The 25,804-nt window shown below is 64.0% G+C and carries 24 protein-coding genes and 1 pseudogene; 10 read left to right on the top strand and 15 right to left on the bottom strand.

The annotated features are described in order from the left end of the window. Window positions 1-34: 34 nt before the first annotated feature. From katE to ACQKRQ_RS05675, 5 genes are all read right to left on the bottom strand, one after another. Window positions 35-2,332: a catalase HPII gene (gene katE, locus ACQKRQ_RS05695; protein ID WP_427476088.1), complete on the bottom strand. Its 2,298-nt coding sequence runs from the start codon at window positions 2,330-2,332 to the stop codon at window positions 35-37. Window positions 2,333-2,357: 25 nt separating this feature from the next. Next, on the bottom strand, window positions 2,358-3,254 hold the full coding sequence (locus tag ACQKRQ_RS05690) for a MipA/OmpV family protein (protein WP_427475611.1): 897 nt from the start codon (window positions 3,252-3,254) through the stop codon (window positions 2,358-2,360). A gap of 392 nt (window positions 3,255-3,646) precedes the next feature. Further along, complete coding sequence (gene msrA / locus ACQKRQ_RS05685) at window positions 3,647-4,390, bottom strand: peptide-methionine (S)-S-oxide reductase MsrA (protein ID WP_427475610.1); 744 nt, start codon at window positions 4,388-4,390, stop codon at window positions 3,647-3,649. 24 nt (window positions 4,391-4,414) lie between these two features. After that, the gene (gene msrB, locus ACQKRQ_RS05680; RefSeq protein ID WP_427475608.1) at window positions 4,415-5,002 is read right to left on the bottom strand and encodes a peptide-methionine (R)-S-oxide reductase MsrB; all 588 of its coding nucleotides are present in this window, start codon (window positions 5,000-5,002) and stop codon (window positions 4,415-4,417) included. 147 nt (window positions 5,003-5,149) lie between these two features. Beyond that, window positions 5,150-5,680: an Lrp/AsnC family transcriptional regulator gene (locus ACQKRQ_RS05675; protein WP_427475606.1), complete on the bottom strand. Its 531-nt coding sequence runs from the start codon at window positions 5,678-5,680 to the stop codon at window positions 5,150-5,152. A gap of 161 nt (window positions 5,681-5,841) precedes the next feature. Between ACQKRQ_RS05675 and ACQKRQ_RS05670 the strand changes: the two genes are divergently transcribed. Beyond that, window positions 5,842-6,858 carry a 1-aminocyclopropane-1-carboxylate deaminase gene (locus ACQKRQ_RS05670; RefSeq protein ID WP_012427263.1) on the top strand — a complete coding sequence of 339 codons (1,017 nt, stop codon included), beginning with the start codon at window positions 5,842-5,844 and terminating at the stop codon, window positions 6,856-6,858. Here ACQKRQ_RS05670 and ACQKRQ_RS05665 read toward each other — a convergent pair. After that, window positions 6,855-7,742, bottom strand: coding sequence for a LysR family transcriptional regulator (locus ACQKRQ_RS05665; protein ID WP_427475604.1), 888 nt, complete (start codon window positions 7,740-7,742; stop codon window positions 6,855-6,857). The genes ACQKRQ_RS05670 and ACQKRQ_RS05665 overlap by 4 nt on opposite strands. A 131-nt stretch (window positions 7,743-7,873) precedes the next feature. Here ACQKRQ_RS05665 and ACQKRQ_RS05660 point away from each other — a divergent pair, with 131 nt between their 5' ends. Together ACQKRQ_RS05660 and ACQKRQ_RS05655 are read left to right on the top strand one after the other, a co-directional pair. Further along, a complete protein-coding gene (locus ACQKRQ_RS05660; protein WP_408250210.1) occupies window positions 7,874-8,599 on the top strand; it encodes a pirin family protein in 726 nt (241 codons plus the stop codon). Window positions 8,600-8,678: 79 nt separating this feature from the next. Beyond that, the gene (locus ACQKRQ_RS05655) at window positions 8,679-9,092 is read left to right on the top strand and encodes a DoxX family protein (protein ID WP_427475602.1); all 414 of its coding nucleotides are present in this window, start codon (window positions 8,679-8,681) and stop codon (window positions 9,090-9,092) included. 125 nt (window positions 9,093-9,217) lie between these two features. On the opposite strand, the pseudogene ACQKRQ_RS05650 reads toward ACQKRQ_RS05655, so the two are convergent. From ACQKRQ_RS05650 to prpR, 4 genes and pseudogenes are all read right to left on the bottom strand, one after another. Next, a pseudogene (locus ACQKRQ_RS05650) lies at window positions 9,218-9,547 on the bottom strand (alkane 1-monooxygenase); the annotation flags it as partial. A 31-nt stretch (window positions 9,548-9,578) separates the two neighbouring features. Beyond that, a complete protein-coding gene (gene ahpF, locus ACQKRQ_RS05645) occupies window positions 9,579-11,171 on the bottom strand; it encodes an alkyl hydroperoxide reductase subunit F (protein ID WP_132377360.1) in 1,593 nt (530 codons plus the stop codon). A gap of 152 nt (window positions 11,172-11,323) precedes the next feature. Beyond that, window positions 11,324-11,887: an alkyl hydroperoxide reductase subunit C gene (ahpC, locus tag ACQKRQ_RS05640; protein ID WP_063499251.1), complete on the bottom strand. Its 564-nt coding sequence runs from the start codon at window positions 11,885-11,887 to the stop codon at window positions 11,324-11,326. 138 nt (window positions 11,888-12,025) lie between these two features. Next, the gene (gene prpR, locus ACQKRQ_RS05635) at window positions 12,026-14,020 is read right to left on the bottom strand and encodes a propionate catabolism operon regulatory protein PrpR (RefSeq protein ID WP_427475600.1); all 1,995 of its coding nucleotides are present in this window, start codon (window positions 14,018-14,020) and stop codon (window positions 12,026-12,028) included. Between the two features lie 202 nt (window positions 14,021-14,222). On the opposite strand from prpR, the gene ACQKRQ_RS05630 reads away from it, so the two are divergent. From ACQKRQ_RS05630 to ACQKRQ_RS05615, 4 genes are all read left to right on the top strand, one after another. Then, the gene (locus tag ACQKRQ_RS05630; RefSeq protein ID WP_427475599.1) at window positions 14,223-15,104 is read left to right on the top strand and encodes an isocitrate lyase/PEP mutase family protein; all 882 of its coding nucleotides are present in this window, start codon (window positions 14,223-14,225) and stop codon (window positions 15,102-15,104) included. A 352-nt stretch (window positions 15,105-15,456) separates the two neighbouring features. After that, on the top strand, window positions 15,457-16,896 hold the full coding sequence (locus ACQKRQ_RS05625) for an MFS transporter (protein WP_427475597.1): 1,440 nt from the start codon (window positions 15,457-15,459) through the stop codon (window positions 16,894-16,896). Window positions 16,897-16,933: 37 nt separating this feature from the next. Continuing rightward, window positions 16,934-17,368: a GNAT family N-acetyltransferase gene (locus ACQKRQ_RS05620; protein ID WP_427475595.1), complete on the top strand. Its 435-nt coding sequence runs from the start codon at window positions 16,934-16,936 to the stop codon at window positions 17,366-17,368. A 165-nt stretch (window positions 17,369-17,533) separates the two neighbouring features. Continuing rightward, on the top strand, window positions 17,534-18,196 hold the full coding sequence (locus ACQKRQ_RS05615) for a cation diffusion facilitator family transporter (protein ID WP_427475593.1): 663 nt from the start codon (window positions 17,534-17,536) through the stop codon (window positions 18,194-18,196). Between the two features lie 19 nt (window positions 18,197-18,215). Here ACQKRQ_RS05615 and ACQKRQ_RS05610 read toward each other — a convergent pair whose 3' ends face one another. The 3 genes from ACQKRQ_RS05610 to ACQKRQ_RS05600 form a co-directional block, all read right to left on the bottom strand. Further along, entirely contained in the window at window positions 18,216-19,103 is an 888-nt protein-coding gene (locus ACQKRQ_RS05610; protein WP_132377365.1) for a 2OG-Fe(II) oxygenase, read from the bottom strand. A gap of 92 nt (window positions 19,104-19,195) precedes the next feature. Continuing rightward, a complete protein-coding gene (locus ACQKRQ_RS05605; RefSeq protein ID WP_427475591.1) occupies window positions 19,196-19,681 on the bottom strand; it encodes a nuclear transport factor 2 family protein in 486 nt (161 codons plus the stop codon). A 124-nt stretch (window positions 19,682-19,805) separates the two neighbouring features. Then, window positions 19,806-21,371: an MFS transporter gene (locus ACQKRQ_RS05600; protein ID WP_427475589.1), complete on the bottom strand. Its 1,566-nt coding sequence runs from the start codon at window positions 21,369-21,371 to the stop codon at window positions 19,806-19,808. Window positions 21,372-21,483: 112 nt separating this feature from the next. On the opposite strand from ACQKRQ_RS05600, the gene ACQKRQ_RS05595 reads away from it, so the two are divergent. The 3 genes from ACQKRQ_RS05595 (at window position 21,484) to ACQKRQ_RS05585 (ending at window position 24,649) form a co-directional block, all read left to right on the top strand. Beyond that, entirely contained in the window at window positions 21,484-22,359 is an 876-nt protein-coding gene (locus ACQKRQ_RS05595) for a LysR family transcriptional regulator (protein WP_427475587.1), read from the top strand. A gap of 189 nt (window positions 22,360-22,548) precedes the next feature. Beyond that, window positions 22,549-23,148 (top strand): hypothetical protein, encoded by a 600-nt coding sequence (locus tag ACQKRQ_RS05590; protein ID WP_427475585.1) that lies wholly within the window; start codon window positions 22,549-22,551, stop codon window positions 23,146-23,148. Window positions 23,149-23,296: 148 nt separating this feature from the next. Continuing rightward, window positions 23,297-24,649 (top strand): DUF2325 domain-containing protein, encoded by a 1,353-nt coding sequence (locus ACQKRQ_RS05585; protein ID WP_427475583.1) that lies wholly within the window; start codon window positions 23,297-23,299, stop codon window positions 24,647-24,649. 25 nt (window positions 24,650-24,674) lie between these two features. Here the strand turns inward: ACQKRQ_RS05585 and ACQKRQ_RS05580 are convergent, their stop codons facing one another. Together ACQKRQ_RS05580 and ACQKRQ_RS05575 are read right to left on the bottom strand one after the other, a co-directional pair. Then, window positions 24,675-25,076, bottom strand: coding sequence for a winged helix-turn-helix domain-containing protein (locus tag ACQKRQ_RS05580; protein ID WP_243658296.1), 402 nt, complete (start codon window positions 25,074-25,076; stop codon window positions 24,675-24,677). A gap of 52 nt (window positions 25,077-25,128) precedes the next feature. Beyond that, window positions 25,129-25,674 carry a nitrogen fixation protein NifQ gene (locus tag ACQKRQ_RS05575; protein ID WP_427476086.1) on the bottom strand — a complete coding sequence of 182 codons (546 nt, stop codon included), beginning with the start codon at window positions 25,672-25,674 and terminating at the stop codon, window positions 25,129-25,131. Window positions 25,675-25,804 lie beyond the last annotated feature (130 nt).

Below are 25,804 nucleotides of genomic sequence, written 5' to 3'. Positions count from 1 at the left end.
AACCGGCCAGTTTTTCCAACGACTCTTGTGACGTTTAGGCCGGCACTGTCTCAGCCTGCTTCGCACGCGACCACACGCGATGCTGCTCAGCCGCCTTGATGAAGGCCTTCAGCACGTCGGCGGCCTGGTTGTCGTCGCCGGTTGCGACGCCGTCGGCATGGTCCGGCAAATGCGCGGCAGTCAGCACCTCACGCCCCGCGCCGATCGCCGCAATCGCCTTCAGATGTTTGAACGCCTCGAGCACGAAATGCCGCGCGTCGCCCGATTCCGCCAGCGTCTTCGCGCCCTTGTCGCCGCCCACCACGATCACCGCGTCGAACATGATCGACGGCAAGCCGGCAATCGTGGCGTCCGGCGCCATGCCGTCGATCGCGGCAAGCGTCGGCGCGATCAGCATGGGCGCCGCGCCTTCGCCTTGCAGCGCCTGCTGCAGCTTCTTGATGGCTGCGCTATCGGAACCCGGCGCGGCCAGCAACGCGATCTTGCAGGTCTTGATGCCCGGCTGCACCCGGTTGAGCAAACTCAGCGCGGGCGATTCCTTGGGACCGGTCAGCTTCGCCGTGCCTTTCTTAGGCGCCGGCAAACCCAGACCTTCAGCCACCTGCGCGGCGAGGTTCGCGTCGAAGTTGGCGATAATCTCGTTCACCACGCGCGCTCGAATTTCCGGCTTCGTCACCTTGCCGAGTTCGAACTGATAGGCCGCGGCGATATGGTCTTTCTCCGGCTGGGACATGCTGTTGTAGAACAGCGCCGCCTGCGAAAAATGATCGGCGAACGATTCGCTGCGCACGCGGATCTTGGTGCCTTCCACGCGCTCCTGATAACTTTCGAAGCCGCCATCCGAGGGCGCCGGATCGGTTTCCTTCGGCCAGCCGCCACTCACCGAATTCGGCTCGTACGAGGCCTGGCCGACGTTGATCGCCTGGCGGTGCATCGCGTCGCGCTGGTTGTTATTGAACGGGCACACCGGCCGGTTGATCGGAATCTCGTGGAAGTTCGGGCCGCCCAGCCGGCTGATCTGCGTATCGGTGTATGAGAACAAACGGCCCTGCAACAGCGGATCATTCGAAAAATCTATACCCGGCACGATATGGCCCGGATGGAACGCCACCTGTTCGGTCTCGGCGAAGAAGTTGTCGGGATTGCGATTGAGCGTCATCTTGCCGATGATCTTGACCGGCACGATTTCTTCCGGAATCAGCTTGGTCGGATCGAGCAGATCGAAATCGAATTTATGCTCGTCGGCTTCTTCAATGATCTGCACGCCGAGTTCGAATTCGGGGAAATCGCCGCGTTCGATCGACTCCCACAGATCGCGCCGATGGAAATCCGGGTCCTTGCCGGCCAGCTTCTGCGCTTCGTCCCACAGCAGCGAGTACGAACCCAGCACCGGGCGCCAGTGGAATTTGACGAAACGTCCCTTGCCTTGCGCATTCACGAAACGGAACGTGTGAATGCCGAAGCCTTCCATGGTGCGCAGACTGCGCGGAATCGCGCGGTCCGACATGGTCCACAGCACCATATGCGCGGATTCGGGCACCAGCGAGACGAAGTCCCAGAAGGTGTCGTGAGCGGAGCCGCCGGTCGGCATTTCGTTCGGCGCTTCGGGTTTGACCGCATGCACGAAGTCGGGAAACTTGATGGCGTCCTGAATGAAGAACACCGGCATATTGTTGCCGACCAGATCGTAATTACCTTCCTGCGTATAGAACTTCACGGCAAAGCCGCGCACGTCGCGCACCGTGTCGGCGGAACCGCGCGGGCCCTGCACCGTGGAAAAGCGCACATAAACCGGCGTCTGTGCGGCGGGATCCTGCAGGAACGCGGCCTTGGTGTACTCCTTCATCGACTCGTACACCTGAAACACGCCGTGCGCCGCCGAGCCGCGCGCATGCACGATGCGCTCGGGAATGCGTTCGTGGTCGAAGTGCGTGATCTTTTCACGCATGATGAAGTCTTCGAGCAACGAGGGGCCGCGCGGGCCCGCGCGCAGGCTGTTCTGATTGTCGGAGATCTTGACGCCCTGATTGGTTCTCAGCGCCTGGCCTTCAGGATTGACTCGAAACTGTTCGAGATCTTTCGATTTCGGATCCGCTTGCGGACTATTCGCCTGCGCGTTCTTCGCTGCGGGCTTCGGCGTATTCGTTTTACCTGCCATGAGAATCTGCTCCTTGCGTTCGGGGGCGTGCCGGTGGGGAAATCCGGTCTGACGCACCGAAACAAGGGAGCAAGCGCTGTACCCGCGCGGGCTCCATCGCACTATATGATTGCCGATGAACCAGCCTTGCGGGACGAACGATGCGGCGCGCCGCGATTGCGCGCCGCCGGCCATCTTATGCAAGCGCCGAAGCGCGCCATCAGAAACGGTAGTTGATCGAAATATCCGCTACGCCATTGGCTTTGCGGTGCGTGACAGGGCTATTGCCCGCGCTGCCCACCAGTTGCTCGAAGGCGCCGTCCGCGGTGGCGAACCAGTGCTTGTCGAACAGCCACACTGCGCTGATGCCGAAGCCCACCGATTTGAAGCCCGCGCTCGCGTGATACTGCGGGTACTTCGAGTTCGCCGCCTGAGTCTGATTCACGCCGAACCAGCTATTCATGTAAGTGGAGTCCGCGAGTGTCACGTTCGGACCGGCGAACCAGAAGAACTTCTTGGTGCTGCCCGGCATCGGCATATACGCGCCTAAATCGCCGATCCAACCATTCGAGCCGCCAAAATAGCGCCTGACGTCGGCACGCAGCACGAGCGGGAAATCCTTCGACACCACATACTCACCGGACAGTTTGACGCCCGGCGCGGGGTTGATGTTGCCGAGACCGTCCAACTCCTGCGGGTCGTCGTGGCCGCGGCGTCCGAGGTCGTAGACAGCGGCGAGACTCGCGCGCCAGTTCTCCCCTTGTGCGAAGTTGACCCCGAAACCCTCGCCGCTCGACAGGAAGAACAGATCCTTGTAGCGCACGTCGACGCTCGGACCCGCCATCAGGTGATAACGGTCGGAGCCCTCGTAGCGCGGCTGGAACGACGTCGCCGCGCCGACGCGCACCTGCCAGTCCGGAATATTCGGCTGCCACATCTTCTGCAGCGGAATGCCGACCGAATATTGCCATTCGCCCAGCGGCGAAGGCGTTTGGGCCGAGGCCGAGCCCGGTAGGACGGCGACGCCGCCGATGGTCGCGGCGACCAGGGAAGTTGCCGCGATGCCTGTTTGTTTATTGCGGAGCTTGCCGCCCCGCTTTCTACGGCTGTTAAACACCAGAAGCCTCCGATCTCGCGTATCGCGAAGAGGGTTTATGTTCTCGCCCCGGGTCCGCAAGGGATAAAAGCATCCGGGCGACTGCCGCATCGTTACTTACGGCATGTAATTTTTTCAGCGAACGCCACGCACCGCTCGACAAAATACGCGACTCGTTCCGATCGGGAGCCCGTCAATTGGGCATTTGTCTGAACAGACCGGTACGAAAGATTTGCCGACGGACGCACTGGTGCAAAATGCGGGCCTGGTCGCTGGAGAGCGGACTCGATTGGCTGAAGAACAAGAGGCGAAAGCGCCGCGCTGCCAGAACGACGACGAAACCCAGGTATGCGGATGCGATGAAGAAAGACACGGCCGGCGTCGCATGTAGCGACGCCGCGCACATTCGCGGCCTACTGCGATGCTTCGACCAGCACCGGCTTGTCGCGATACAGATTCGGGAACAGGCGCTTCAGGTTGGCGACCTTCGGCATGTCGTTGATCGCGATATACGCGGAGTTGGGATGCAGCGTCAGGTAGTTCTGGTGATACGACTCGGCCGGATAGAAGCCTTTGAACGGCTCCGTCTTCGTCACGATCGGCGCGGGGAAGGCGTGCGCCTTGTCGAGTTGCGCGATATAGCTTTGCGCGACGCGTCGCTGCATGTCGTTCAGCGGAAACACCGCCGAGCGATATTGCGTGCCGCTGTCCGGCCCCTGGCGGTTCAACTGGGTCGGATCCTGAATCACGGAGAAATACACCTGCAGCAACTGGCCGTAAGTGACCTTGGTTGGGTCGAACGTGACCTGCACCGATTCCGCGTGCCCCGTCTCGCCGCCGCTGACCGTTTCGTACTGCGCGGTGTCGCGCTGGCCGCCCGAATACCCCGAGACCGCCCTGGTAACGCCGCGCACGTGCTGGAACACGCCCTGCACCCCCCAGAAGCAGCCGCCCGCGAACACCGCCGTTTCTTCATGCGCGGTCGAAGCCGCGACCGGTTCGTCGAGCGCCGGCGGCGCGATCACGACGGCGGCCTCCGATGAGAACGCCATGCGCTGCGCCAGCAGCAGCGCGAGCGCACCGAATCCGACCGAGAGTGAAATCGCCGCCATGCGCGAGCGGGCCGGCCTGCCGTCAATGCGTTTGTCGAAGTTCATGAGGTCCATCCTGATTCGCTCAGTTCACGCGCCCGATGCGGGCGTAAATGTCATCGCCAGACCGTTCATGCAATAGCGCAGGCCGGTCGGCTTGGGGCCGTCGTCGAACACGTGGCCGAGATGGCCGCCGCAGCGCCGGCATAGCACTTCGTCGCGCGTCATGCCGAACGACTTGTCGGTATGCGTGATAACCGCATGGTCGAGCGGCTGCCAGAAACTCGGCCAGCCGGTGCCGCTGTCGAACTTGGTCTTCGACGAGAACAGCGGCAGTTTGCACCCGGCGCATGCAAAAGTACCCGCGCGGTGTTCGTCGTTCAACGCGCTGCTGAAGGGGCGCTCCGTGCCCGCCTCGCGCAGCACGCGGTATTGCGCGTCGGTCAGCAGTTTGCGCCATTCGGCGTCGCTGTGCACGACCTCGTAGGCGGCTGCCGCGCTGCCGTTTGCTGCCTGTGCCGCTTGTGCCGCTTCTGCCGCTTCTGCCGCTTGCGCCGCTTGTGCCGCTTGTGCCGCTTGTGCCGGCTGCGCCGCGCGCGCCGTGCGCCACACCGAGGCGCCGCCGGCCAGCGACATGGCGCCAATCAACCTGAAGAAAATCCGTCTGCTGCAAGCCATGATGATCGCTCCGGAAAGTCCGTACCGTTCACCCGTTCCGGCGCTGATCGCGCCGCCCGCGAGTGTTCCCGATGCTTGGTCGCACGAGAGCGGGATAAATGACAGCATGCGCGTCTTTTTACATGACGGTGACAACCGCAGCGGCGATTACAGCGGAAATTTGGTGGTCGAGAGAATTTCCTTGAGCACCATGAATGAGCGGATTTGCCGGACGCCCGGCAGATAGAGCAGTTGCTCCGCGTGCAGGCGATTGAAGCTGTCGCTGTCGCGCGTGCGGATCGTCATGAAATAGTCGAATTCGCCGGTCACCACGTGGCACTCCATGCAGCCCGCAACCTTTTGCGCCGCTTTCTCGAACTCGGCGAACGACTCCGGCGTGGAGCGATCCAGCACCACGCCGATGATCACCAGCATTCCGGCCCCCGCCGCCTTCGGGTCGATCAACGCGACGACCCCGCGGATCAGCCCGGACTCCTTAAGCCGCTCCACGCGCCGCAAACACGCCGGCGCACTCAGCTTGACCTTCGCAGCGAGCGCGACGTTCGAAATCGACGCGTCGGTTTGCAACTGCCGCAGGATCGCGCGATCGATGCGGTCGAGCGCCTGCAGCGGATCGGGCGGGACGGCGGCAGCGGTTGTCACCGCTGTCGAAGGTCGACGAAATTTTGTTGCGTTCATGAGTTCCCACACGTTTCTTTCTTGATCTGATTACGGATTTTCATTTCCAAAAGTATGCCGAGCCCAATTTTTTCGCAAGCTCATTTCCAGCGGATTTCCCTACCATCTGCTTAACGCGACCGGATGCCGTTCGCGTCCCACCTACCGACCAAGGAGCTGCCATGAACCTGCAACGATTCCCTCGTTACCCGCTGACCTTTGGGCCGACGCCGATCCAGCCGCTCAAGCGCCTGAGCGACCACCTCGGCGGCAAGGTGCATCTGTATGCGAAGCGCGAAGACTGCAACAGCGGCTTTGCCTTCGGTGGCAACAAGACGCGCAAGCTCGAATACCTGATCCCCGAAGCGCTCGCGCAGGGCTGCGACACGCTGGTGTCGATCGGCGGGATCCAGTCGAACCAGACGCGCCAGGTGGCGGCCGTGGCGGCGCATCTGGGCATGAAGTGCGTGCTGGTGCAGGAGAACTGGGTGAACTACTCGGACGCGGTCTACGACCGGGTCGGCAACATCCAGATGTCGCGCATTCTCGGCGCCGACGTGCGTCTCGTCGCCGACGGCTTCGACATCGGCTTTCGCAAGAGCTGGGAAGATGCGCTGGAAAGCGTGCGGGCCGCCGGTGGCAAGCCGTACGCGATTCCAGCCGGCTGCTCCGACCATCCGCTCGGCGGTCTCGGTTTCGTCGGCTTCGCGGAGGAGGTTCGCCAGCAGGAAGCGGAATTGGGCTTCAAGTTCGACTACATCGTGGTCTGTTCTGTGACCGGCAGCACGCAGGCCGGCATGGTGGTGGGTTTCGCCGACGACGGCCGCGCTGAGCGTGTGATTGGTATCGACGCTTCGGCGAAGCCGGCGCAAACGCGCGAGCAGATCACCCGCATCGCGAAGCAAACCGCGGAACAGGTTGGGCTGGGACGCGATATTACGAGTAAGGACGTGGTGCTCGACGAGCGCTTCGGCGGCCCGGAGTACGGCTTACCGAACGACGGCACGCTGGAAGCGATCCGCCTATGCGCGCGTTTGGAGGGCGTATTGACCGACCCCGTCTACGAAGGCAAATCCATGCACGGCATGATCGAGATGGTGCGCAACGGCGAATTCCCCGAAGGTTCGCGCGTTCTGTATGCGCACCTCGGCGGCGTGCCGGCGTTGAACGGCTACAGCTTTATTTTCCGCAACGGCTAAACGAGGCGCTTCCTCAGGTGCTCCCTCAGGAATTCCACGAACGCCCGAATCGTGAGGGAGCTTTGCCTGTGCTGCGGATAAACCGCGTAGACGCTAGTGGCGGTAGGCAGGAATGCTTCGAGCACCGGCACGAGCTGACCACTTTTGAGCGCGTCGGCAACGATAAAGTCAGGAAGCCGAACAATTCCCAGGCCCGCGACCGCCGCATCGCGCACCAGTTCGCCATTGTTGGCGCGCAACGGACCGTGGACCTCGACGCCCTTCGTCGCGCCATCGACGACAAACTCCCAGCTCACGGCGCCGCCGTGGCCATACAACAGGCACGCATGGCGCTCCAGGTCAGCGGGCACCTTAGGCGCGCCACGACGCCGCAAATAGCCAGGACTGCAGCAGGCCACCATCCGGATATCCACGAGCTTCTGCCCGATCAGCGTGGAATCCGGCAAGGTGCCGATGCGGATCGCCATGTCGAAGCCCTCGCCGACCACGTCGACGGTACGGTCGCTCAATTCCATCTCGAAGCGCACTTCGCCGTGCTCGCGCAGGAACATCGCCACCAGCGGCGACAGATGCGCCATGCCGAACGACATCGGCGCGCTCACGCGTAACAGCCCGCGCGGCCCGGCACGGCGCAGCGACATGGCCTGCTCGGCGTCTTCCACTTCGCCGAGGATGCGTTTGGCGCGTTCGTAGAACTCCTGCCCGAGGTCGGTCACCGCCAGCTTGCGCGTGTTGCGGATCAGCAATTGCACACCGAGCGTTTCCTCCAGCGCCATCACCCGGCGGCTGACGAACTGCTTCGACAACGACAGCCGGTTGGCGGCCGCCGTGAAGTTATGCGCGTCGACCGTGGCCACGAAGATCCGCATGTCATCGAGTTGCATCGTATTGTCTACTCCACAGTGACAGTGTTTCCGGTTTGATGGCGATTATACCCATCCGGATTGACCTACACTCTCATTCATGGATCGCGGACAAACATCTGGCCGGATCGCACAACCCAAGGAGAAAAAAGATGCTTGAAATCAGACATGCCAATCAACGCGGCCGCGCGGAGCACGGCTGGCTCAGCTCGCGTCATACGTTTTCCTTCGCTAACTATCACGATCCGAAGCAGAATGGCTTTTCCGACCTGCTCGTGATCAACGACGACCGTGTCGCGCCGGCGCAAGGCTTCGGCAAGCATCCGCACCGCGACATGGAAATCTTTTCGTACGTGCTGGAAGGCGCGCTGGAGCACAAGGACACGATGGGCACCGGTTCGGTGATCGTGCCTGGCGACATCCAGTTGATGAGCGCGGGAACCGGCGTCGCGCACAGCGAATACAACCATTCGAAGAGCGACCCGGTGCACTTCCTGCAAATCTGGATCGCGCCGGGACAAAAGGGTACGGCGCCGCGTTATCAGCAGCGTCACTTCGGCGCGGATCAGAAGCGCGGTGTGTTGCGCCTCGTGATCTCGCCGGACGGCGCGGACGATTCGCTGGTGGTGCAGCAAGACGCGCGGGTCTATGCCGGTCTCTTCGACGGCGATGAAACGGCGCGGCTCGAACTGGCCAGCAATCGCTATGCGTATGTCCACGTGGCGCGCGGCAGCGTGAGCGTGAACGGCGTCGAGTTCAAGGAAGGCGACGGCGCGCGTGTGCGCGGCGAAGAAGCGCTGACCTTCACGCAAGGCCACGACGCGGAAGTCCTCGTGTTCGACTTGCGCGACATCGAAATGTCGGAGTTGTGGGCTTAAGCGGCTGAATGAGCCCAGTGCGGGCTCGCCGGAGACATGCTGGCGAGCCGCCCTCTTCCTACCTTGTTGAGAAAAAATCATGCGCTATACGCTGTTTGAAAATCAGAAAGACGCGGTCATCCTCGTCGCCCGCATCCTGTTGATGGTGCTGTTCGTCATGTTCGGCTGGTCGAAGCTCGCCGGCTTTTCCGGCACCGTGGCTTATATGACGTCGAGCGGCGCGCCGGTGCCCGAGTTGTCGGCGGTGATCGCCGTGGTGATGGAGTTTGTCGTGGGCATCGCGCTGCTGGTCGGTTTCTATACGCGGCCGCTTGCGTTGCTGCTCGCGGTTTATACGCTCGGCGCCGCGTTCATCGGCCACCACTACTGGAACATGACCGGCGCGGTGCAGTACGACAATATGATTCACTTCTACAAGAACATCAGCATCATCGGCGGATTATTGCTGTTGTGTGTGACGGGCGCCGGGAAGTATTCGATCGACCGGCGGTGAATCTGCTGTCTTGCACGGCACGCCAGAAAGAAAGCCGCCCGGTTGACGCCGCGCGGCTTTTTTCTCGTGTTGCGCGGTTCATGCTAGCGCGCGAACGCACTTGCGAATGGCCCGGAGGATATACGACTGCGCCATGTCGCCACGATAGTGCGCGGCAGAAACGCCCAGAACGATTCGCCATAGCGCGCACTGGCCGGATCGGATGGCGTCGCCACCCGCACGTATTGCCCACGATTGTGATCGACGAAAAAATGGCCGTAAGCGACCGGCGCCAGCGTGATCCTGGCGAGCCATCGCTCGAAGCGATCGGTCTTGTGGCCGAGTTCGTGCGTCGTGTCGATCGACACGCCAATTGCCGCATGGAGTGAGAGCGAGAGCGCGAAGCCCTGGCAGTCGTTCCAAGTCATCGCATGCGTGCCCACGATCCATAAACCACAAACAAAAACGGCGGCCCAAAGGCCGCCGTCCACTACTCACACAACCGCATCAGGCCACTACCTCAGCCTCAGCTTCTCCAACCACTTCCACTTCTTCACTATTGCGGATCAGATGATCGAACGCGGAGAGCGATGCCTTCGCGCCTTCGCCCACGGCGATCACGATCTGCTTGAACGGCACCGTGGTCACGTCGCCGGCGGCGAACACGCCCGGCACCGACGTCGCGCCGCGTGCATCGACGACGATCTCGCCGTGCTTCGACAACTCGACCGTGCCCTTGAGCCATTCGGTGTTCGGCACGAGGCCGATCTGCACGAACACGCCTTCCAGTTCGATCTGCTTCACTTCGCCCGAACGCAGATCTTTGTAGACCAGACCGTTGACCTTCTTGCCGTCGCCGGTGATTTCCGTGGTCTGGGCCTGCGTGACGACGGTCACGTTCGCGAGGCTGCGCAGCTTGCGTTGCAGCACTTCGTCGGCACGCAGCGTGGCGCCGAACTCGAACAGCGTCACTTCACGCACGATACCCGCGAGGTCGATCGCCGCTTCGACGCCGGAATTGCCGCCGCCGATCACCGCGACACGCTTGCCCTTGAACAGCGGACCATCGCAGTGCGGGCAGTAAGCCACACCATGATTGCGGTACTCGCGCTCGCCCGGCACGTTGATTTCGCGCCAACGCGCGCCCGTCGCCAGAATGATGGTCCTGGCCTTGAGCACCGCGCCGTTTGCCAGACGCACTTCGTTGATGCGGCCCGGGATCAGCGCTTCGGCACGCTGCACGTCCATGATGTCGACTTCGTAGCTCTTCACATGCTGCTCGAGCGCCGTGGCGAACTTCGGCCCTTCGGTTTCCGTCACGGAGACGAAGTTCTCGATGGCCAGCGTGTCCAACACCTGCCCGCCGAAGCGTTCCGCCACCACGCCCGTCGCAATACCCTTGCGCGCCGAGTAAATCGCCGCAGCCGCGCCCGCAGGACCGCCGCCGACGATCAGCGTATCGAACACCGGCTTCTTTTCCAGTTCCTTTGCGGCACGCGCACCGGCGTTGGTATCGAGCTTCGCAAGGATTTCCTTCACGCCGCTGCGGCCCTGGCCGAACACTTCGCCGTTCATGAACATGGTCGGTACCGCCATGATCTGGCGCGCTTCGACTTCGTTCTGGAACAGCGCGCCGTCGATCGCCACGTGGCGGATGCGCGGGTTGATCAGCGCCATCACGTTCAGTGCCTGGACAACTTCCGGGCAGTTCTGGCATGACAGCGAAAAATACGTTTCGAATTGATAGTCGCCGTCGAGGTTGCGGATCTGTTCGATCACGGCGTCTTCGAGCTTGACCGGATGGCCGCCGACCTGCAACAGCGCAAGCACGAGCGACGTGAATTCATGACCCATCGGAATGCCGGCGAAACGGATGCCCGTATCCTTGCCCGGCTCGCCGATCGAAAACGACGGCTTGCGCTCGGCGTCGCCACGACGCTCGATCACGTTGACGCGCTCCGACAACGTCGCGATATCGTTCAGCAATGCCAGCAGCTCTTGCGATTTCGCGCTGTCGTCGAGCGACGCGACGATCTCGATAGGCCTGCTAACCTTTTCGAGGTACGTTTTCAACTGGGTCTTGAGATTGGCATCAAGCATGGCTATTCGATTCCGTGACGATGGGTGTTGGGTTCCCGGCGCCGCACGCTTCCGGATAGGATAGGTGCGGCCCGGGGACGTGCGAACCGCTGTAAGAAGCGGTCCGCACGGTGATGCGCCGCGAGGCGCTAACTGCGTAAGGTGGTGAGACCTTAGATTTTGCCGATCAGGTCGAGCGACGGGGTCAGCGTTTCTGCGCCCGGCGTCCACTTGGCGGGGCACACTTCACCCGGGTGAGCCGCGATGTATTGCGCAGCTTGCACCTTGCGCAGCAGCTCGCCGGCGTCACGGCCGATGCCGTTGTCGTGAATTTCGGCCAGCTTGATTTCGCCTTCCGGGTTGATCACGAACGTGCCGCGCAGTGCCAGACCTTCTTCTTCGATCAGCACGTCGAAGTTGCGCGAGATTGCCAGCGTCGGGTCAGCGAGCATCGGGTACTTGATCTTCTGGATCGTGTCCGACGTGTCGTGCCATGCCTTGTGCGTGAAGTGCGTATCGGTCGACACGCTGTAGATTTCGACGCCGAGCTTCTTGAATTCGGCGTAACGATCGGCCAGGTCGCCCAGTTCGGTCGGGCACACGAAGGTGAAGTCAGCCGGGTAGAAAACGAAAACCGACCACTTGCCCTTCAGGCTTTCTTCGGTGACGGTCTGAAAATCGCCATTGTGATAAGCCTGTGCCTTAAACGGTTTGACTTGACTGTTGATGATCGGCATTTACTGAGTCCTCTTTCGAAGTGGTTGGAAAGTGGAGTCAGTATGTCAGACGACGCTTAATAGGTAAAGCGGTGTGTTTTAATGGTAGCGATAGTCTGACGCTATTTATCTCGCTACGCCTGCCTATCACGCCGTGGATCAGTCCTTCAGAAGCCGCCAGAGGGTAGTGCGGCCGATTCCCAGCGCCCGGCTGGCCGCAGCGCGGTTGCCGCCAGCCTGTTCGAGGGCGTGGAGAACGTCCTCGCGGGTCGGGCTGCTGCGGTTCGGGGCGGGTTCAGCGGCGGCATTCGCGCCGTTTGTACCGTTTTTTGTGCCAATGGTGCCGTTAGTGCTCGCCTCAAAGGCCGCCGCCTGCCTCATGCGCCCAAATTCCGGAAACACCGCCTGCCAATCCTGACCGGCAACACCCGCTGCGTCGCCGAGATAGATCGCGGCGCGCGTCAGCAGATTTTCCAACTCCCGCACGTTGCCGGGCCACGCGTACTGCTCGAACAGGGGCGCGAGAAACGCCAGCACCCGCTCGAGCGCGGCCTCCGACAGCCCATATTGAAGCGCGCTGCGGCTCAACAAGTGCCGCGCCAGTTGTGGAACATCGTCGCGCCGTTCGCGCAACGGCGGCAATTCTATCTGAAGCAGGTTCAGACGAAAATACAAATCCGCGCGAAACGCGCCCTGCTCGACGAGCGCGTGCAGATCTCGATGAGTGGCGGCGATCACCCGCACATCGACCGGCGTGGCGCGTCCCGAGCCGAGCTTCATCACCTCGCGCTCCTGCAGGACCCGCAGCAGACGGCTCTGCAGCGCCGCCGGCATCTCGCCGATTTCGTCGAGGAAGATCGTCCCCGTGTGGGCGATTTCGAACAGCCCCGGCTTGCCGCCGCGCCGCGCGCCCGTGAACGCGCCTTCCTCGTGGCCGAACAGTTCGCTCTCGATCAGGCCTTCCGGCAGGGCCGCGCAGTTGAACGCGACGAACGGATTGCCGCGCCGCCGGCTGGCGTTGTGGATGCCTTGCGCGACCAGCTCCTTGCCGGTTCCGCTTTCGCCGCTCAGGAGCACGGTCGCGTCGTGCGCCGCGCCTGCGCGCGCCAGCCGCCGCACGCGCTCGAGCGCCGCCGAGTTGCCGATCAGATCGTCCAGTTGATGCCGCGCGACCAGATGCTTCGGCCGCTGGCTGGTGCGCAGCGACCGGTCGATCCGCTGCGCGACCAGCGCGTCCTGCAAGGTCACCACGGAGCCGGAGCGCACGCCCTGCTCCACGATCGGCACGCAATTGACGATCAACGCGCGTCCGCCGATCTGCTCGACACGCTCCTCGATCGGCAGGTCGTGCTCGAGCGTTTCGCGCAGCAACGGCCCGACAGCGCGCTCGACTTGCGCGGGCACGTCCTGGTCGCGGTCGAGACCCAGCAGATCCAGCATGGCCGGATTGACGGCTTCGACCTGGCCGGCATCGTCGAAAGCGGCGACGCCGTCGCGCAGATGCGCCACGATCGTGTTCAGGCGAACGCGCTTCGATTCCTTCTGGCGGCTCACGCGCGCCAGTTCGACCGAGCGCTCGAACGCTTCTTCGACCGCCCCGAGCGAGTACAGGAAAACGCTCGCGAGGCCGGCCTGCTGGGCAAAGTCGCAAGCCATGCCGGGCCCGATGATGACGCTGCAGCCTTCGGCGGCGAGGCTGTCGACGGCGAGCCGCACTTCGTCGATCGAACGGTAGGCGCGCTGTTTCAGGCTGACTTTCAGCCACGCGCTCAGGTCGGCCAGTTCGTGCGAGATCGTTTCGTGCAGCACGAGGCCGATCTGCGCGTTCGGCCACGTGGTCGTGGCGCGGGTGATCGCGCTCAGCACGTCGAAACCGTTCACCTTGACCATCACGACCGGCACGTTCAGGTTGTCGCGCAGGTAGGCGCCGTTCGATCCGGCGGCCAGCACGACATCGACCGAGCCTGCATCCACGTAGGCCTGCAAGGCCGTGACGGCCGCGCTGTAGCCTTCCCGGACCGAGAAGAATTTTGCGCGCCCGGCGTAGCGCGGCGCGACGGTCTCGCAAAGCGACTGCAACCGGCTGATACTCACCAATGCAATGCCTGGGCGGCCCGGATCGGAATTCGCAAGGGACGGCGTGAAAGTGGACATCGCGGCACTCGGTCTATGTTGAAACGTTCCATGGAACGTTTCATGGAACAGTACGCTCATTGTGCCACAGACCGCCGCGCCGCCGCCTTCCAGCTAACTTATTGATTGTTTGGGACAAACCACCAAGGCCGCGAAATGGCACGCTTCCTGCGATTTTTCGTTCGCGCCATTTATCCGACTTCCTGAAAGGAGACACACCGTCATGACCGCATCCGCCACCCGCCGCGCCGCCTTCCGCGCCAAAGTCAACGAACGCCAGGGCCTGCTCGTGCCCGGCGCTTTCAATGCGATGAGCGCCCGCGTAATCGAAGATGCCGGTTTCGAGGCGATCTACATCACGGGCGCCGGCGTCACCAATATGTCGCTCGGCCTGCCCGACCTCGGCTTCATCGGTCTTGCCGAAGTCGCCGAACACACGGCGCGGATTCGCGACGCGGTCGCGCTGCCGCTGATCGTCGATGCCGACACCGGCTTCGGCAATGCGCTGAACGTGCGCCAGACGGTGCGCGTGCTCGAGCGCAGCGGCGCCGACGTGATCCAGTTCGAAGACCAGATCATGCCGAAGAAATGCGGCCACTTCTCCGGCAAGGAAGTGGTCAGCGCGAGCGAGATGGTCGGCAAGATCCGCGCGGCGGTCGATGCCCGCGAAGACGGCAATCTGCAGATCATGGCGCGCACCGACGCGGCCGCGGTGCACGGCATCGAGGACGCGATCGAGCGCGGCCATCGCTTCATCGAAGCCGGCGCCGACATTCTCTTTATCGAAGCGACCGAATCGCTGGCCGACATCGAACGTTTGCCGGCGCTGTTCGACAAGCCGCAACTGATCAATATCGTGATCGGCGGCAAGACCCCCGTGCAATCGCGCGAGGCGTTAGCCAAGCTCGGCTACGGCATCGTGCTGTACGCGAACGCGGCGCTGCAAGGCGCGGTGCTCGGCATGCAACGCGCGCTCGGCACGCTGAAGAGCAATGGCCGGCTCGACGAGGACGCCACGCTGGTCGCGCCGTTCAGCGAACGCCAGCGGCTCGTCAACAAGCCGTTGTACGACAAGCTCGATCGCGAGTACGCCGCGAAAGACTGAGCGGTGTAGAGAAAACAGTATTTCCGGTAGATGGGGGGATGGGCGCTCCCGCTTGCGGGCACGCCGCTTCCGCCTGCGGTCGTCAGCGGTATGGCGCCGTTTATTGCGTTAGGATTCAGGGCTAGCAGTCGTTTGCGACTGCCGGCGTGCCATCTTCGATGGCTTCGCCGGCGCGTCAACTGCGGCCGCGATCCTGTCGCTCGTCCGCCTCGTCCGGATACCGGAAACACGTTTTCAATAAGGGTAGTCGCAAGAACATGAAGGCCAAACCATCGCGCGCAAAGCGCCGGCACCGCATCGGCGCTGATACGCGTTCGCACGACACTGCAGGCAGCGCGGCGGGAGCAGCGCAATGAGCGGCAGCGACACGCGCAACGCGCACATCGGCTGGCTGCCGTATATCGTCGCGGCCACCTTCTTCATGGAGTACCTCGACACCACGGTGATCGCCACCGCGTTGCCGCAGATGGCGCACTCGTTCGGCGTCGGTCCCAACAGCCTCAGTCTCGGCATGACGGCCTACATGCTGGCGCTGGCGATCTTCATCCCGGCCAGCGGCTGGGTCGCCGACCGCTGCGGCTCGCGCACGGTGTTCTTCAGCGCGATCGGCGTGTTCACCGTGGCTTCCATGTTGTGCGGCCTGTCGCAGAACGTCACCGAGTTCACCGCTGCTCGTCTTTTGCAAGGCATGGGCGGCGCGATGATGGTGCCGGTGGGACGGCTGATCGTGGTCCGTAGCACCGAAAAAAGCCGCATGATGCAGGCGATCTCGACCATCACGTGGCCGGCGATTGCCGCGCCGGTGGTCGGGCCGCCGATCGGCGGTTTCATCACGACCTACGCGTCGTGGCGCTGGATCTTCCTGCTCAACGTGCCGTTCGGCCTCGCGGCCATGGCCGTTGCGCTCGCGCTGGTGCCGAACCTGCGCGGCACCGAACGCAAGCCGCTCGACGTGGTCGGCCTGCTGCTGAGCGGCACGACCTTGACGGCGATTCTCTACGGCGCGGAGTTGGCGAGCCAGCCGGGCGAGAATCCGTGGATCGCCGGCGCGATCATCCTCGGCGGCTTGCTGATGGGCGTGGTGGCGTTCCAGCACGCGAAGCGTCATCCGCATCCGCTCGTCGACGTCTCGACGCTGAAGATTCCGACCTTCTCCGTGACGGTGGTGACGGGCTCGTTCACGCGCATCGGCATCGGCGCGGTGCCTTATCTGATGCCGCTGCTGTTCCAGGTGGGCTTCGGTTTGTCGGCGTTCAAGTCAGGGCTGCTGCTGCTCGCAAGCGCACTCGGCAACCTCGGCATGAAAGCGCTGACCACGCGCATCCTGCAGCGTTACGGTTTTCGCATGGTGTCGATCGTCGACGTGACGGTGGCCGGCGTGTTCATCATCGCGTGCGGATTGCTGAGCCCGAACGTGCCGCTCGCGCTGGTGCTGTTCGTCGTGTTCATCTACGGCGTGGCGCGTTCGATGCAATTCTCGACGCTCGCCACGCTAGCCTATGCCGACGTCGCGCAACCGCAGATGAGCGCGGCGAGCACGCTGTGGAGCGCGGCCGCGCAGATGACGATTGGTCTCGGCATCGCCTTCGGCGCAGTGTCGCTGCGGGCGGCGGCCTTCTTCAACGGCGAGACCACGGGCCGCGTCTTCACGCTCGACGATTTCCGCCTCGCGTTTCTGTTCGCGGGCGTGGTGACGCTGGCATCCGTGATCGGCTACATGGGTCTTGCACGCGATGCCGGCCAGAGCATCGGCGGCGGTTCGCGCGGCAGCGAAGATCCGGCGAAGGGTTGACGGCGAAGCACTCTGATAAAACGGGCGGAGATACGCGGTGCAAGCACAAGAACTGACTATTTCAAATGACAAGGCCGATCTCGACATCGAGTTGGTCTACACGTTCCTGTCGCAAGAAACTCCGTGGGCCAAGGGCATGCCGCGCGAGACGTTCGAGCGGGCCATCGCGGGCTCGATGTGTTTCGGCGGCTATATCGATGGCAGGCAGATCGCGTTCGCGCGCCTGATCACGGACGAGGCGACCTTCGCGTACCTATGCGATGTATTCGTGCTGCCGGACCATCGCGGCCAGGGACATGCGTCCGCATTGATGAAGCGCGTTTTCGCCAGCCCCTCGCTGCAGGGTCTGCGAAGAATCGTGCTGGTGACGACAGACGCGCATCGCGTGTACGAGCCGCACGGCTTCACCGGACTCGCGACGCCGGAGCGTTACATGGAGCTGCACAACCCGGACGTCTACAAGACGGCCTGAGCGCGGCGCGCGGCGCGAACCTCGCGGCGTTGTCATCGGCGTGCCACGTTGGACGGTTAATTTGCTGCGGGAACACAAACCGCAAAAACAGCAAAAACCGTCCCCTGCCCATGCCACAGCATTTCGCGCGCGAGTCCCGCAGTGATTCCGTCAATGGCGGCCGCCTTGTTTAAGGCCGCCTCCGCCAGCGCGCTGCTCAATGCCTTCCTTTCGGCGATGCAGATCGCCATCGGCCTCATGGCGCATTCGGACGGACTCTTTGCCGACGGCGTGCACACCTTGAGCGACCTCGCCGCCGACGGCGTCGTGCTGATAGTGCTGTACCTCACTACGCGACACCAGCGTACGAAGCTGCGCGATGCTGGCCAAAGCGCCGACACCGGCATCGAGCAGGCGCTGGCCGCGCTGTTCATCGCCGCCGTATTGATGATTACCGCCGCCGACATGCTCTGGACCAGCATCGCGCAGACCTCGACGCTGAGCGGCGGCACCGCGATGCATATCGGCGCGCTGGCCGTGAGCGGCTTCGTGATGCTCGCCAAAGAAGCGCTATTTCGCTATATGCGCGCCGAAGGCGCGCGCACCGGTTCAGCGATTTTGCTGGCCAGCGCATGGCATGCGCGCGTCGACGCGGTGTCGGCGCTGGTGGCGACGTTGGGACTCGCCGGCAGTCTGGCCGGCATGCCGATGCTCGATCACATCGCCGGCGCGGCGATCGGCCTGATGATCATGCGCATGGGCTACGCAAGCGGCCGCGGCGCGTTGAAGCAACTGTTCGCCGGCGCGCCGGGCAACGCGCCCGCCACCGCTGGCCAGCCGGCTGAATAAAATCTGGATTCGGTTTGCGTCAGCCGTAAGCGCGTTCGCGCATCCACTTCGTCATGATCCATTTGTCGCCGCCGAGCACCGGCGCGCCGCCATGCAAGGTCAACGGATCGAGCTGGCGCTGGCCATTCATATAGCGAAAATACACCGCGCCGCCCTGCCTTGCCGCGACCGACATGCCCGCTTCGGGAAAGATGGTTTCGCCGCCGTCGGACACGTCGTTCAGATAGATCACCAGCGTGGCGACACGCTGGCCGCCCTGCGCGGTATGCACTGCGCTGCCGGGTTGATCGGGCGGGAAATAGTCGAAATGCGGGCGGTATTCGCCGGTCGTGCCGTAGTGCAGAATCTGCAGCCCTTCGCCGTTCTCGACCGGCCAGTTCATCAGACTCGCAATGCGCCGGTCCATCCGTTCGATGAACGCGTCTTCGCCGCGCTGATACCAGATCCCCTCGCTGGTGCGATTGCGGATCACGTCTTCCTTGCCAGTATCGGGATTGACCGTGGTGGAGCGCTTTAACCGATGCCGCGAGCGCTCGATCATCTCGGCGCATTCGTCCGGCGACAACACGTCGCCGAATACGATCACTTGCGGCCGCTCGCAGCGCATCAGCACACGCACGTCACGATCGTGCGCGCGGATCACATTACCGCGCGCGACGGGCGGGTCGTCGTATTGGTAAGTCTGTGGCGCGGCTTTGGCGAGCGCCGCCTCGGTCGCGGCCGCCGCGGCAAAGGCCGGATTCGCCGGATTCGCCGGATCCTGGCTGAAGGTTTTGTGCACGGCCGCGCGCGCGGCGTCGGTGGCGAAACCGGCCTGCACCATGGCGTCGACCATCGAATCGGGACTGCAGCCGCGCGCCACGTTGCTGCTCAGCCACTCTTCCCATGCGGCATCCACTACTGGCATAGCATTCCTCATTCGTCCGCTTGAACAAATTCAGCATCACGTGACTGAATGATAGCAAGCGGGCGTGGCTCGGCCTGACGTCAAGCCGCAGATCAACCGCGCTGCTGCCGGTGCCGGTACAGGTCGAGGCCCTTTCGCGCCTGCGTCCGAATGGCGCGCTGCACGAGCGGCGACCAGCCGAGCAGCGTCCCTTTGACGCCGAGCGCCTGGCGCGTCCAGCTCCACAAGTCAAAGCTGTCGCGATGTTCGACGATGCGGCCATCGCGGAACACGAAACGGGCGTCGATGCGGTTGACCACCGCGCGCCCCGTCTGGCTGAAGAGATAACTGGCCATCCAGTGGGCGCGGCCGCTGCGCTCGTCCGCTTCGACGCCCTCGAACGTGAGCGAAAAGTCTTGCGCGCGGGCCACCAGCATGCGCCACATGTCGCGCGCTTCCTCGCCGCGCAACTCGCCGAACGCGGGGTCGCTGAAGACGACGTCGTCCGCGTAACAGGCCACCATGGTTTCGGCGTCGCGTTGCTGAAACGCCGTGTAGAAACGCTGGATCAGTTCAGTGTTGGTGTTGGGATGGCTCATTGTTTTGATATCGTGCGATGCCCGTGTTTGAAGTCGATCCGGAAAAGGCGCCCGGCGACCATTCGATGGCGGGCACGCCGCACACGATATCGGAAAACTGAGCCCAACGGGCGACGCGGAGTGGCTACCCGTTCGAGGCCGCGCCACGCATCCGCGCGGCCTCGCTTTTGCCGGCCAGCAGCCAGACGCCGGCCGCGATCGACACCGCAATGACAGCGGCCAGACCCAGCGCGGCGGCAAAGCCGCTCGCAAAGCTCGCATGCGCGGCCGACATCAGCGCGGCCCGTACGGCGGGCGGCAAGCTCGCCGTGGCCTGCGCCGTGTCGCCGGCCAACACGCGCGACATGAAGCCGGCGTCGAGCGCGGTTTTCACCTCGGGCGTCAGCGGCGCCGCGGCGAGGAATGCCGTGTGAGTGCGCGCCGCCAGCACCGCGCCGAGCACTCCGACCGAGGTCACGATGGCGGTAAAGCGCGTCGTCGTGCTGATGCCGGAGGCCATGCCCGTGCGATCCGGCGGCACGCAGGCCATGATCGCCTTCTGCGTGTCGCCGTTCAGAATCCCGGCGCCGAGACCCGTCACGATCATGCCGAGCGCGACCAGTGCGTAGCGTTCGTCGCTCGCGATCAACGCCGTCAACAGGTTGCCGAGGGCGATCAGCAGCAAGCCCATCGACAGCACGGCCATGCTCGAAACACGCCTGCCGAGCGCGGCGCCGATGTACGGGCCGATCACCATCGACAGCGCGAACGGCAGCATGCCCACGCCCGCGGCCACCGCCGACAGACCGAACGCGTTCTGCAAATACAACGGCAGGAACGTCATCATCACCTGGGCGCAGGCGGCGTACCCGAACATGGCGAGCACCGCGGCGACAAAGCGCGGTTGCCGGAACAGCGCGAGATCGACCATCGCATGCGCTCGCACCCGCTGCACCTGAACGAACGCGCCGAACAACAGCACGCAGGCCGCGAGCCGCATGGCGGTCGGCCAGCTTGCGAGGCCGTCGGCCGGCACTTCGATCAGCGCCCAGATGCCGAGCGCGAGCGCGCTGCCGAACAATAGACTGCCGGCGATATCGAGCGGACCGGGTTTCGGATTGCGCGACTCGACGATTGCACGCGACGCGCACCACGCGAGCACCGCGCACACGGGCAGGTTCAGCAGAAAGATCCAGCGCCAGCCGAACCATTGCGTGATGACGCCGCCGACCAGCGGCGCCACCGTGGTCGCGAGGCCCATGCAGGTGCCCCACACGGCCCAGGCGCGCACGCGGGCGGGGCCTTCGTGAAACGTGTTCGCGATGATGGCGAGCGCGGCGGTGAGCAGCATTGCCGCGCCGACGCCCTTGACCGCCCGCGCGATGTTCAGCACCGCAGCCGTCGGCGCCGCGCCGCAACCGAGCGACGCCAGAAAGAACACCGCCAGCCCGAGCAGCAGCATTTTCTTGCGGCCGACGCGGTCGGCGAGACCGCCCGCCGGCAGCAGGCACGACGCGAACGCGACCATGTACGCGCTGACGACCCATTCGACGTCGGCGAAACTCGCGTGGAACGAGCGCGCGATCGACGGCAACGAGACCGCCACGACATTGGTGTCCAGCACGATCAGCGCGCAGGTGGCCGACGCGGTGGCCAGCACGAATGCGGGGTTGGCCGGCGCCGGGCGGTGGTCTGAGGAAGGAGACGGCATAGGGAGGCGAATGGCGGCGAGTTGAGGTCGACTCAATGTTAGCGACGCCTCTATTGCCTGTCATTGGCATAAAATAACAAAATAATTAGCTCCAGCGGAAATACAGAAAACCATGCGGCAACTCGAACTCCGTCATATCCATGCCTTCGTTTGCGTCGCGAAACAGCTTCATTTCTCGCGCGCCGCCGACGAATTGGGAATCGCCGCGCCGTCGCTGACCAAGCTGATCCAGGAGGCGGAACGGCTGCTCGGCGTGCGGCTCTTTCATCGCACCAAGCGCTCGGTCGCGCTGAGCGCGGCGGGCAGCGCCTATCTCGCCGAGGCGCTGGTCGCGCTCGATCACCTCGCGCGCGGCGAGGAGCGCGCGGTGCTGGCCGAGCGTGGCGAGCTCGGGCGCGTCGAAGTCGGCTATGTGGCGTCGGCGGCGTATGCGGGCGTGTTGCAGCGCGATGTCGGTGGATTTCGCGGCGCGCATCCGGGCGTCGACATTTCGATCCGCGAGGTGCCGATGGACAACGTCGCCGCCATGCTGCGCGACGGCCTGCTCGACGCCGCCTACGTGCGCCCGCCGATGCTGCTGGCCGACGGCATTCAGGCCACGACCGTGCATCGCGATCAATTCGTCCTCGCATTGCCGACCGATTCCGCGCTGGCGGCCTCGCCGAGCGTCAAGCCGGCGCAACTGCGCGACCAGTGCTTCGTGCTGCCGGAGCAGGAAGCCGGCACTTTCGAAGTGGCGCGGCGCGGGCGCTTCTCCGCGCGGCTCGGACCGCGCCCCGGTACGCTCGCCTCGGTGCTGGCCTGCGTGTCGCTGGGCGGCTATGTCGCCGTCGTGCCGCATACGCTGGCGGACTGCATCGCTTTGCCGGGTGTCGTGTACCGCGACATCACCGGTCAGCCCATCCCTTCGGAGATCGCGATTGCCTTCCGGAAGTACGAGCGGGCCCCGGCCGTCAAGGCGTTTCTCGACTTCGCACGGCATAAGTGACACCGGTCTGAAAGTAGCTTGAAGCCTGTCCGACGGGTCGGGAAACGGCGTCTGTTCAACACGCCGGCCGCTTTTCGTTATATCCTGCCGAATATCACGGTAGGCTTCGTGGTGCGTGGCGGCGCGTCTTTCTGCGCTTCTGGGAGCCCCGCGCGACGAGGCGAAACGAGCCAGCAGGAGCCAGTAGCGGTGCGCAGTCGATCCATTTCATCCGCCCCGGCAAGACGCCGCGAGCGTCTGCCCAACGAGCTTTCATCGACCATCGTCGCGGTGAAGTCGGCGTCCGAGCGCGGCCGCGCCGAATCGATCCGCGATGTCGTCGACGCCTACCGGCGTCTCTACGGCAGCGTGCAGCGCTTCGTGCTGATGCTGACCGACGACCAGTTGAATTTCGCCTCGGTCGGCACGTCCGGCTCGCATTCGCTGAACCAGTTGCTGTCGATCCTCGCCGAGCGGGCGAGAGCCGCGGCGTTCGCGCGTCTGCGCGACCTCAAAGCGGCGATCGAGGAAGCGCGCTGCGCCGAACAACTGCGCGACGCGATTTTTTCCGATACGTTCAGCAACGACCTGGCTGCCTTGCGCAAGGTGGTCGCGGAACTCGAACGGCTCGACGCGGCCTTCGTGGGCCTGTGCGTCGGGCATGTGCTCGAACAGCACGCACGGGCCGCGAATGACATGAGCCCGGCGGCAGGAAAGCGCGCCGGAACCGCGCGAAGCCCTGCGGACAGGTCGGCCGTGCGGCGCAAAGCGCGCGTCGCCGAGCCCGCCCTCGCCTCCTCCAACGACTGATTAACGACAGCCGCAGATGAACGCTCTCTTTCGCCCATCGTTATATCTTTCCGAATATATCGCCGGCCGCGCTCGCGCGGCGAAAGTGCGCCATGAGCTTCACCTGCACTTTCAACCCGCCTGACACCGAACCGGATTCGAGATTCCCATGCACACGCCCCCGTTCCGTCTCGCCCAGCCCGCGCGCCTGAAACTATCCGGCGACGAGCTTGCCGGCACCGGCATGCACGTCGCCGACGCATGTTGCGCCCCCGCCAGAGTGTCGTTCTCGAACACCAAACGACGCGCGCGCCTCGCCGAACTCGACAGCCATCTGCATTGTTCGATCATCGGCACGTGTCTGAGCACGCACGAGTTGCGCAAGCTGGTGCCGAAATTCACGGGACTCGATCGCCGCGACGCGAGCGATCTGGAGATCCATCACTCGGCGGTCGAACTCGCGATCGAAGGCGGCGCGGCCGCCAAGGCGCTGCACAAACTGCTCGACGAACACTATGCGGGCGCGATCCGCCGCTTCGAGAAAGCCACCGACGACGTCGACCTGCTCAAGCTCTGGGACGAAGCGCTGAAGAGCGGCGACATCCCGCCCGCCTACTGGGCGTTGATGACGCATCCGTTTGCGACCATGCCCGTGCGCCAGAAAGCATTCGGCGACTTGCACATGCTGTCGCATCTGGTGGGCGCGGCCAATCGCGCGGACATTCGCCGGCTGGTCGCACTGGAAGAGGAAAACGCCGCATTGAAAGAGAAAATCGAGCGTCAGCAGAGCCGTTTGCAGGAACTCAGCCTGCAACGCGACGCGTCGATTGCGGCGCTCAACGAGCAGATCGCGCAGCTCACGGCGCAGACAAGCCGCCAGATCCCCGCCGATGCCGCCGGTCTCGAAGCCGAAACGCAACGGCTGCGCGACAAACTGGCCGACGCCGATCAGCGCGTCGCGCTGCATACGAGCCGCCGCGAGGCCGCGGAACAGCGCGCGCTGCAGGAACAGGACGCGGCGCTCGCGCTGCGCAGAAGCCACGATCAGACGCTGACGCTGCTCAGGCTGGTGCAAAGCGAATGCGACGCCCTCGAACGCGCGACGGTGGACGCAGCGGACGCGGCGAGCGGAGCCGGCACGCGCCGGGCGAGCCTCGACAGCGTGCAAGGCAAACGGATCGCGTATGTGGGCGGCAGGCCGGGTTCCAACGCGGCGCTCAAGCGGCTGGTGGAAGCCGCGGGCGGCGAACTGATCGTGCACGACGGCGGTGTGGAAGATCGCAAGGGCCTGCTTGCCGCGGCGTTGCCGGGTGCGGATCTCGTCGTGTTTCCGGTCGATTGCATCGACCACGATTCGATGAATACGCTCAAGCGCGTCTGCGAGCGCCATCAGATCGACTATCACCCGCTGCGCACGGCGAGTGTGGCGAGCTTCGTCGAATTGATGGCGCGCCTGCACCCCGAGCAGCTTTCGCAATTGGGCAATCCGCCGCCTTCGGCGTTTTGCCTGCGCCACGGCTGAGCGCACTTGCGCGACCCGGCCCCGCTCAGGAGCGGATTAGCCTGGTCAACTCGGCGATCTGTTTCGCGCAACTTCGCTGCGCCTCGACTTCGACGTCGCGGTACAGGCGAATGATGGTTTCGCCCACGGGCGTGAGCGTGCAGCCGCCGCCGCTCTGGCCGCCCTGCTCCGAATGCGTGGCAGGCGACTTGAGCGAACGGTTCAGTTCATCGATCAGCAGCCAGGCGCGACGGTACGACATATCGAGGCTGCGCGCCGCCGCCGAGATCGAGCCGAATTCGCGCACGGCTTCGAGCAATTCGACTTTGCCCGGCCCGAGCGCGACCGCGTCGCCGCTACGGATGCGCATTCTGAAGCGCACTTCTGGACGCGCCTTCGCGGCTTTTTTTGCCGCGGGTGCGGGTTTGGTTTTTGGGGTGTCAGCCATGCGCGAAAGCATACACGAACCGCCTCATACTGCCACCCTGGCCGAACGGCCATCACAATCCTCCCTGAAGCTCCGGGAAGCAATGCCCGTAGTCTTCACAGCCGGGACAGCCTGGCGCCGGGCCTGGCTGCAAACCCAGTGACAACGCGCGTTGTTCAGCGAGGAATTTCTTCCACCGCAAGTTGGCGGTATTGAGCGCGACGAGCGTGGGGAAATAACGCGTCAGCATCCAAGTGACTTCGTCGCGGCCGGCGAGGCCGAGGTCGCGCCACAGGTGATCCGGACGCAAACAGGCATGGGCGATGATCGCAGCTAGACACTGCGCGTCGTCTGCATGGATCGCGGCGCTGGCGTACGTGAGCAATAGCGCGTGGAGCGTGCGGACGAATTCCGCGTGCTCGCTCGAAGTGACCACGAGCGGCAGCGCGGCCGGGACAGCGGCACGCGCGAAGTGCCGCGCCAGCAGCGCGCGCCACGCCGGTTGCTGAAGTCCGAGCAGCGCGAGTTCGTTGCGCGCGTCGCGCTCGGCGATCAGTTTGGCGAAGAGTTGTGTGTCGGGTGATGCGGCATTAGTCGCTGCGTCCAGCCACTTTGTCATGCGCGCGGCGGTCAATGCGTCCTGCGGCAACGACAACGACCGCACCCACAACGGCGCTTCTTCGCCAGTTGCGGCAACACCAACAGCGCGTGCAAGCGGATCGTCAGACATGGCGGCAACGTGATAAGGA

Origin of the sequence: Paraburkholderia sp. NPDC080076, assembly GCF_050281145.1 — a bacterium.
Lineage (GTDB): Bacteria > Pseudomonadota > Gammaproteobacteria > Burkholderiales > Burkholderiaceae > Paraburkholderia.
This window is presented reverse-complemented; position numbering and strand designations above follow the sequence as displayed.

Coding starts and splice junctions, on each gene's coding strand:
- katE (WP_427476088.1), bottom strand. CDS start 2,332: ATGGCCGGCGGCGCGCAATCGCGGCGCGCCGCATCGTTCGTCCCGCAA.
- msrA (WP_427475610.1), bottom strand. CDS start 4,390: ATGAACTTCGACAAACGCATTGACGGCAGGCCGGCCCGCTCGCGCATG.
- msrB (WP_427475608.1), bottom strand. CDS start 5,002: ATGGCTTGCAGCAGACGGATTTTCTTCAGGTTGATTGGCGCCATGTCG.
- ACQKRQ_RS05675 (WP_427475606.1), bottom strand. CDS start 5,680: ATGAACGCAACAAAATTTCGTCGACCTTCGACAGCGGTGACAACCGCT.
- ACQKRQ_RS05670 (WP_012427263.1), top strand. CDS start 5,842: ATGAACCTGCAACGATTCCCTCGTTACCCGCTGACCTTTGGGCCGACG.
- ACQKRQ_RS05665 (WP_427475604.1), bottom strand. CDS start 7,742: ATGCAACTCGATGACATGCGGATCTTCGTGGCCACGGTCGACGCGCAT.
- ACQKRQ_RS05660 (WP_408250210.1), top strand. CDS start 7,874: ATGCTTGAAATCAGACATGCCAATCAACGCGGCCGCGCGGAGCACGGC.
- ACQKRQ_RS05655 (WP_427475602.1), top strand. CDS start 8,679: ATGCGCTATACGCTGTTTGAAAATCAGAAAGACGCGGTCATCCTCGTC.
- ahpF (WP_132377360.1), bottom strand. CDS start 11,171: ATGCTTGATGCCAATCTCAAGACCCAGTTGAAAACGTACCTCGAAAAG.
- ahpC (WP_063499251.1), bottom strand. CDS start 11,887: ATGCCGATCATCAACAGTCAAGTCAAACCGTTTAAGGCACAGGCTTAT.
- prpR (WP_427475600.1), bottom strand. CDS start 14,020: ATGTCCACTTTCACGCCGTCCCTTGCGAATTCCGATCCGGGCCGCCCA.
- ACQKRQ_RS05630 (WP_427475599.1), top strand. CDS start 14,223: ATGACCGCATCCGCCACCCGCCGCGCCGCCTTCCGCGCCAAAGTCAAC.
- ACQKRQ_RS05625 (WP_427475597.1), top strand. CDS start 15,457: ATGAGCGGCAGCGACACGCGCAACGCGCACATCGGCTGGCTGCCGTAT.
- ACQKRQ_RS05610 (WP_132377365.1), bottom strand. CDS start 19,103: ATGCCAGTAGTGGATGCCGCATGGGAAGAGTGGCTGAGCAGCAACGTG.
- ACQKRQ_RS05605 (WP_427475591.1), bottom strand. CDS start 19,681: ATGAGCCATCCCAACACCAACACTGAACTGATCCAGCGTTTCTACACG.
- ACQKRQ_RS05600 (WP_427475589.1), bottom strand. CDS start 21,371: ATGCCGTCTCCTTCCTCAGACCACCGCCCGGCGCCGGCCAACCCCGCA.
- ACQKRQ_RS05595 (WP_427475587.1), top strand. CDS start 21,484: ATGCGGCAACTCGAACTCCGTCATATCCATGCCTTCGTTTGCGTCGCG.
- ACQKRQ_RS05585 (WP_427475583.1), top strand. CDS start 23,297: ATGCACACGCCCCCGTTCCGTCTCGCCCAGCCCGCGCGCCTGAAACTA.
- ACQKRQ_RS05580 (WP_243658296.1), bottom strand. CDS start 25,076: ATGGCTGACACCCCAAAAACCAAACCCGCACCCGCGGCAAAAAAAGCC.
- ACQKRQ_RS05575 (WP_427476086.1), bottom strand. CDS start 25,674: ATGACAAAGTGGCTGGACGCAGCGACTAATGCCGCATCACCCGACACA.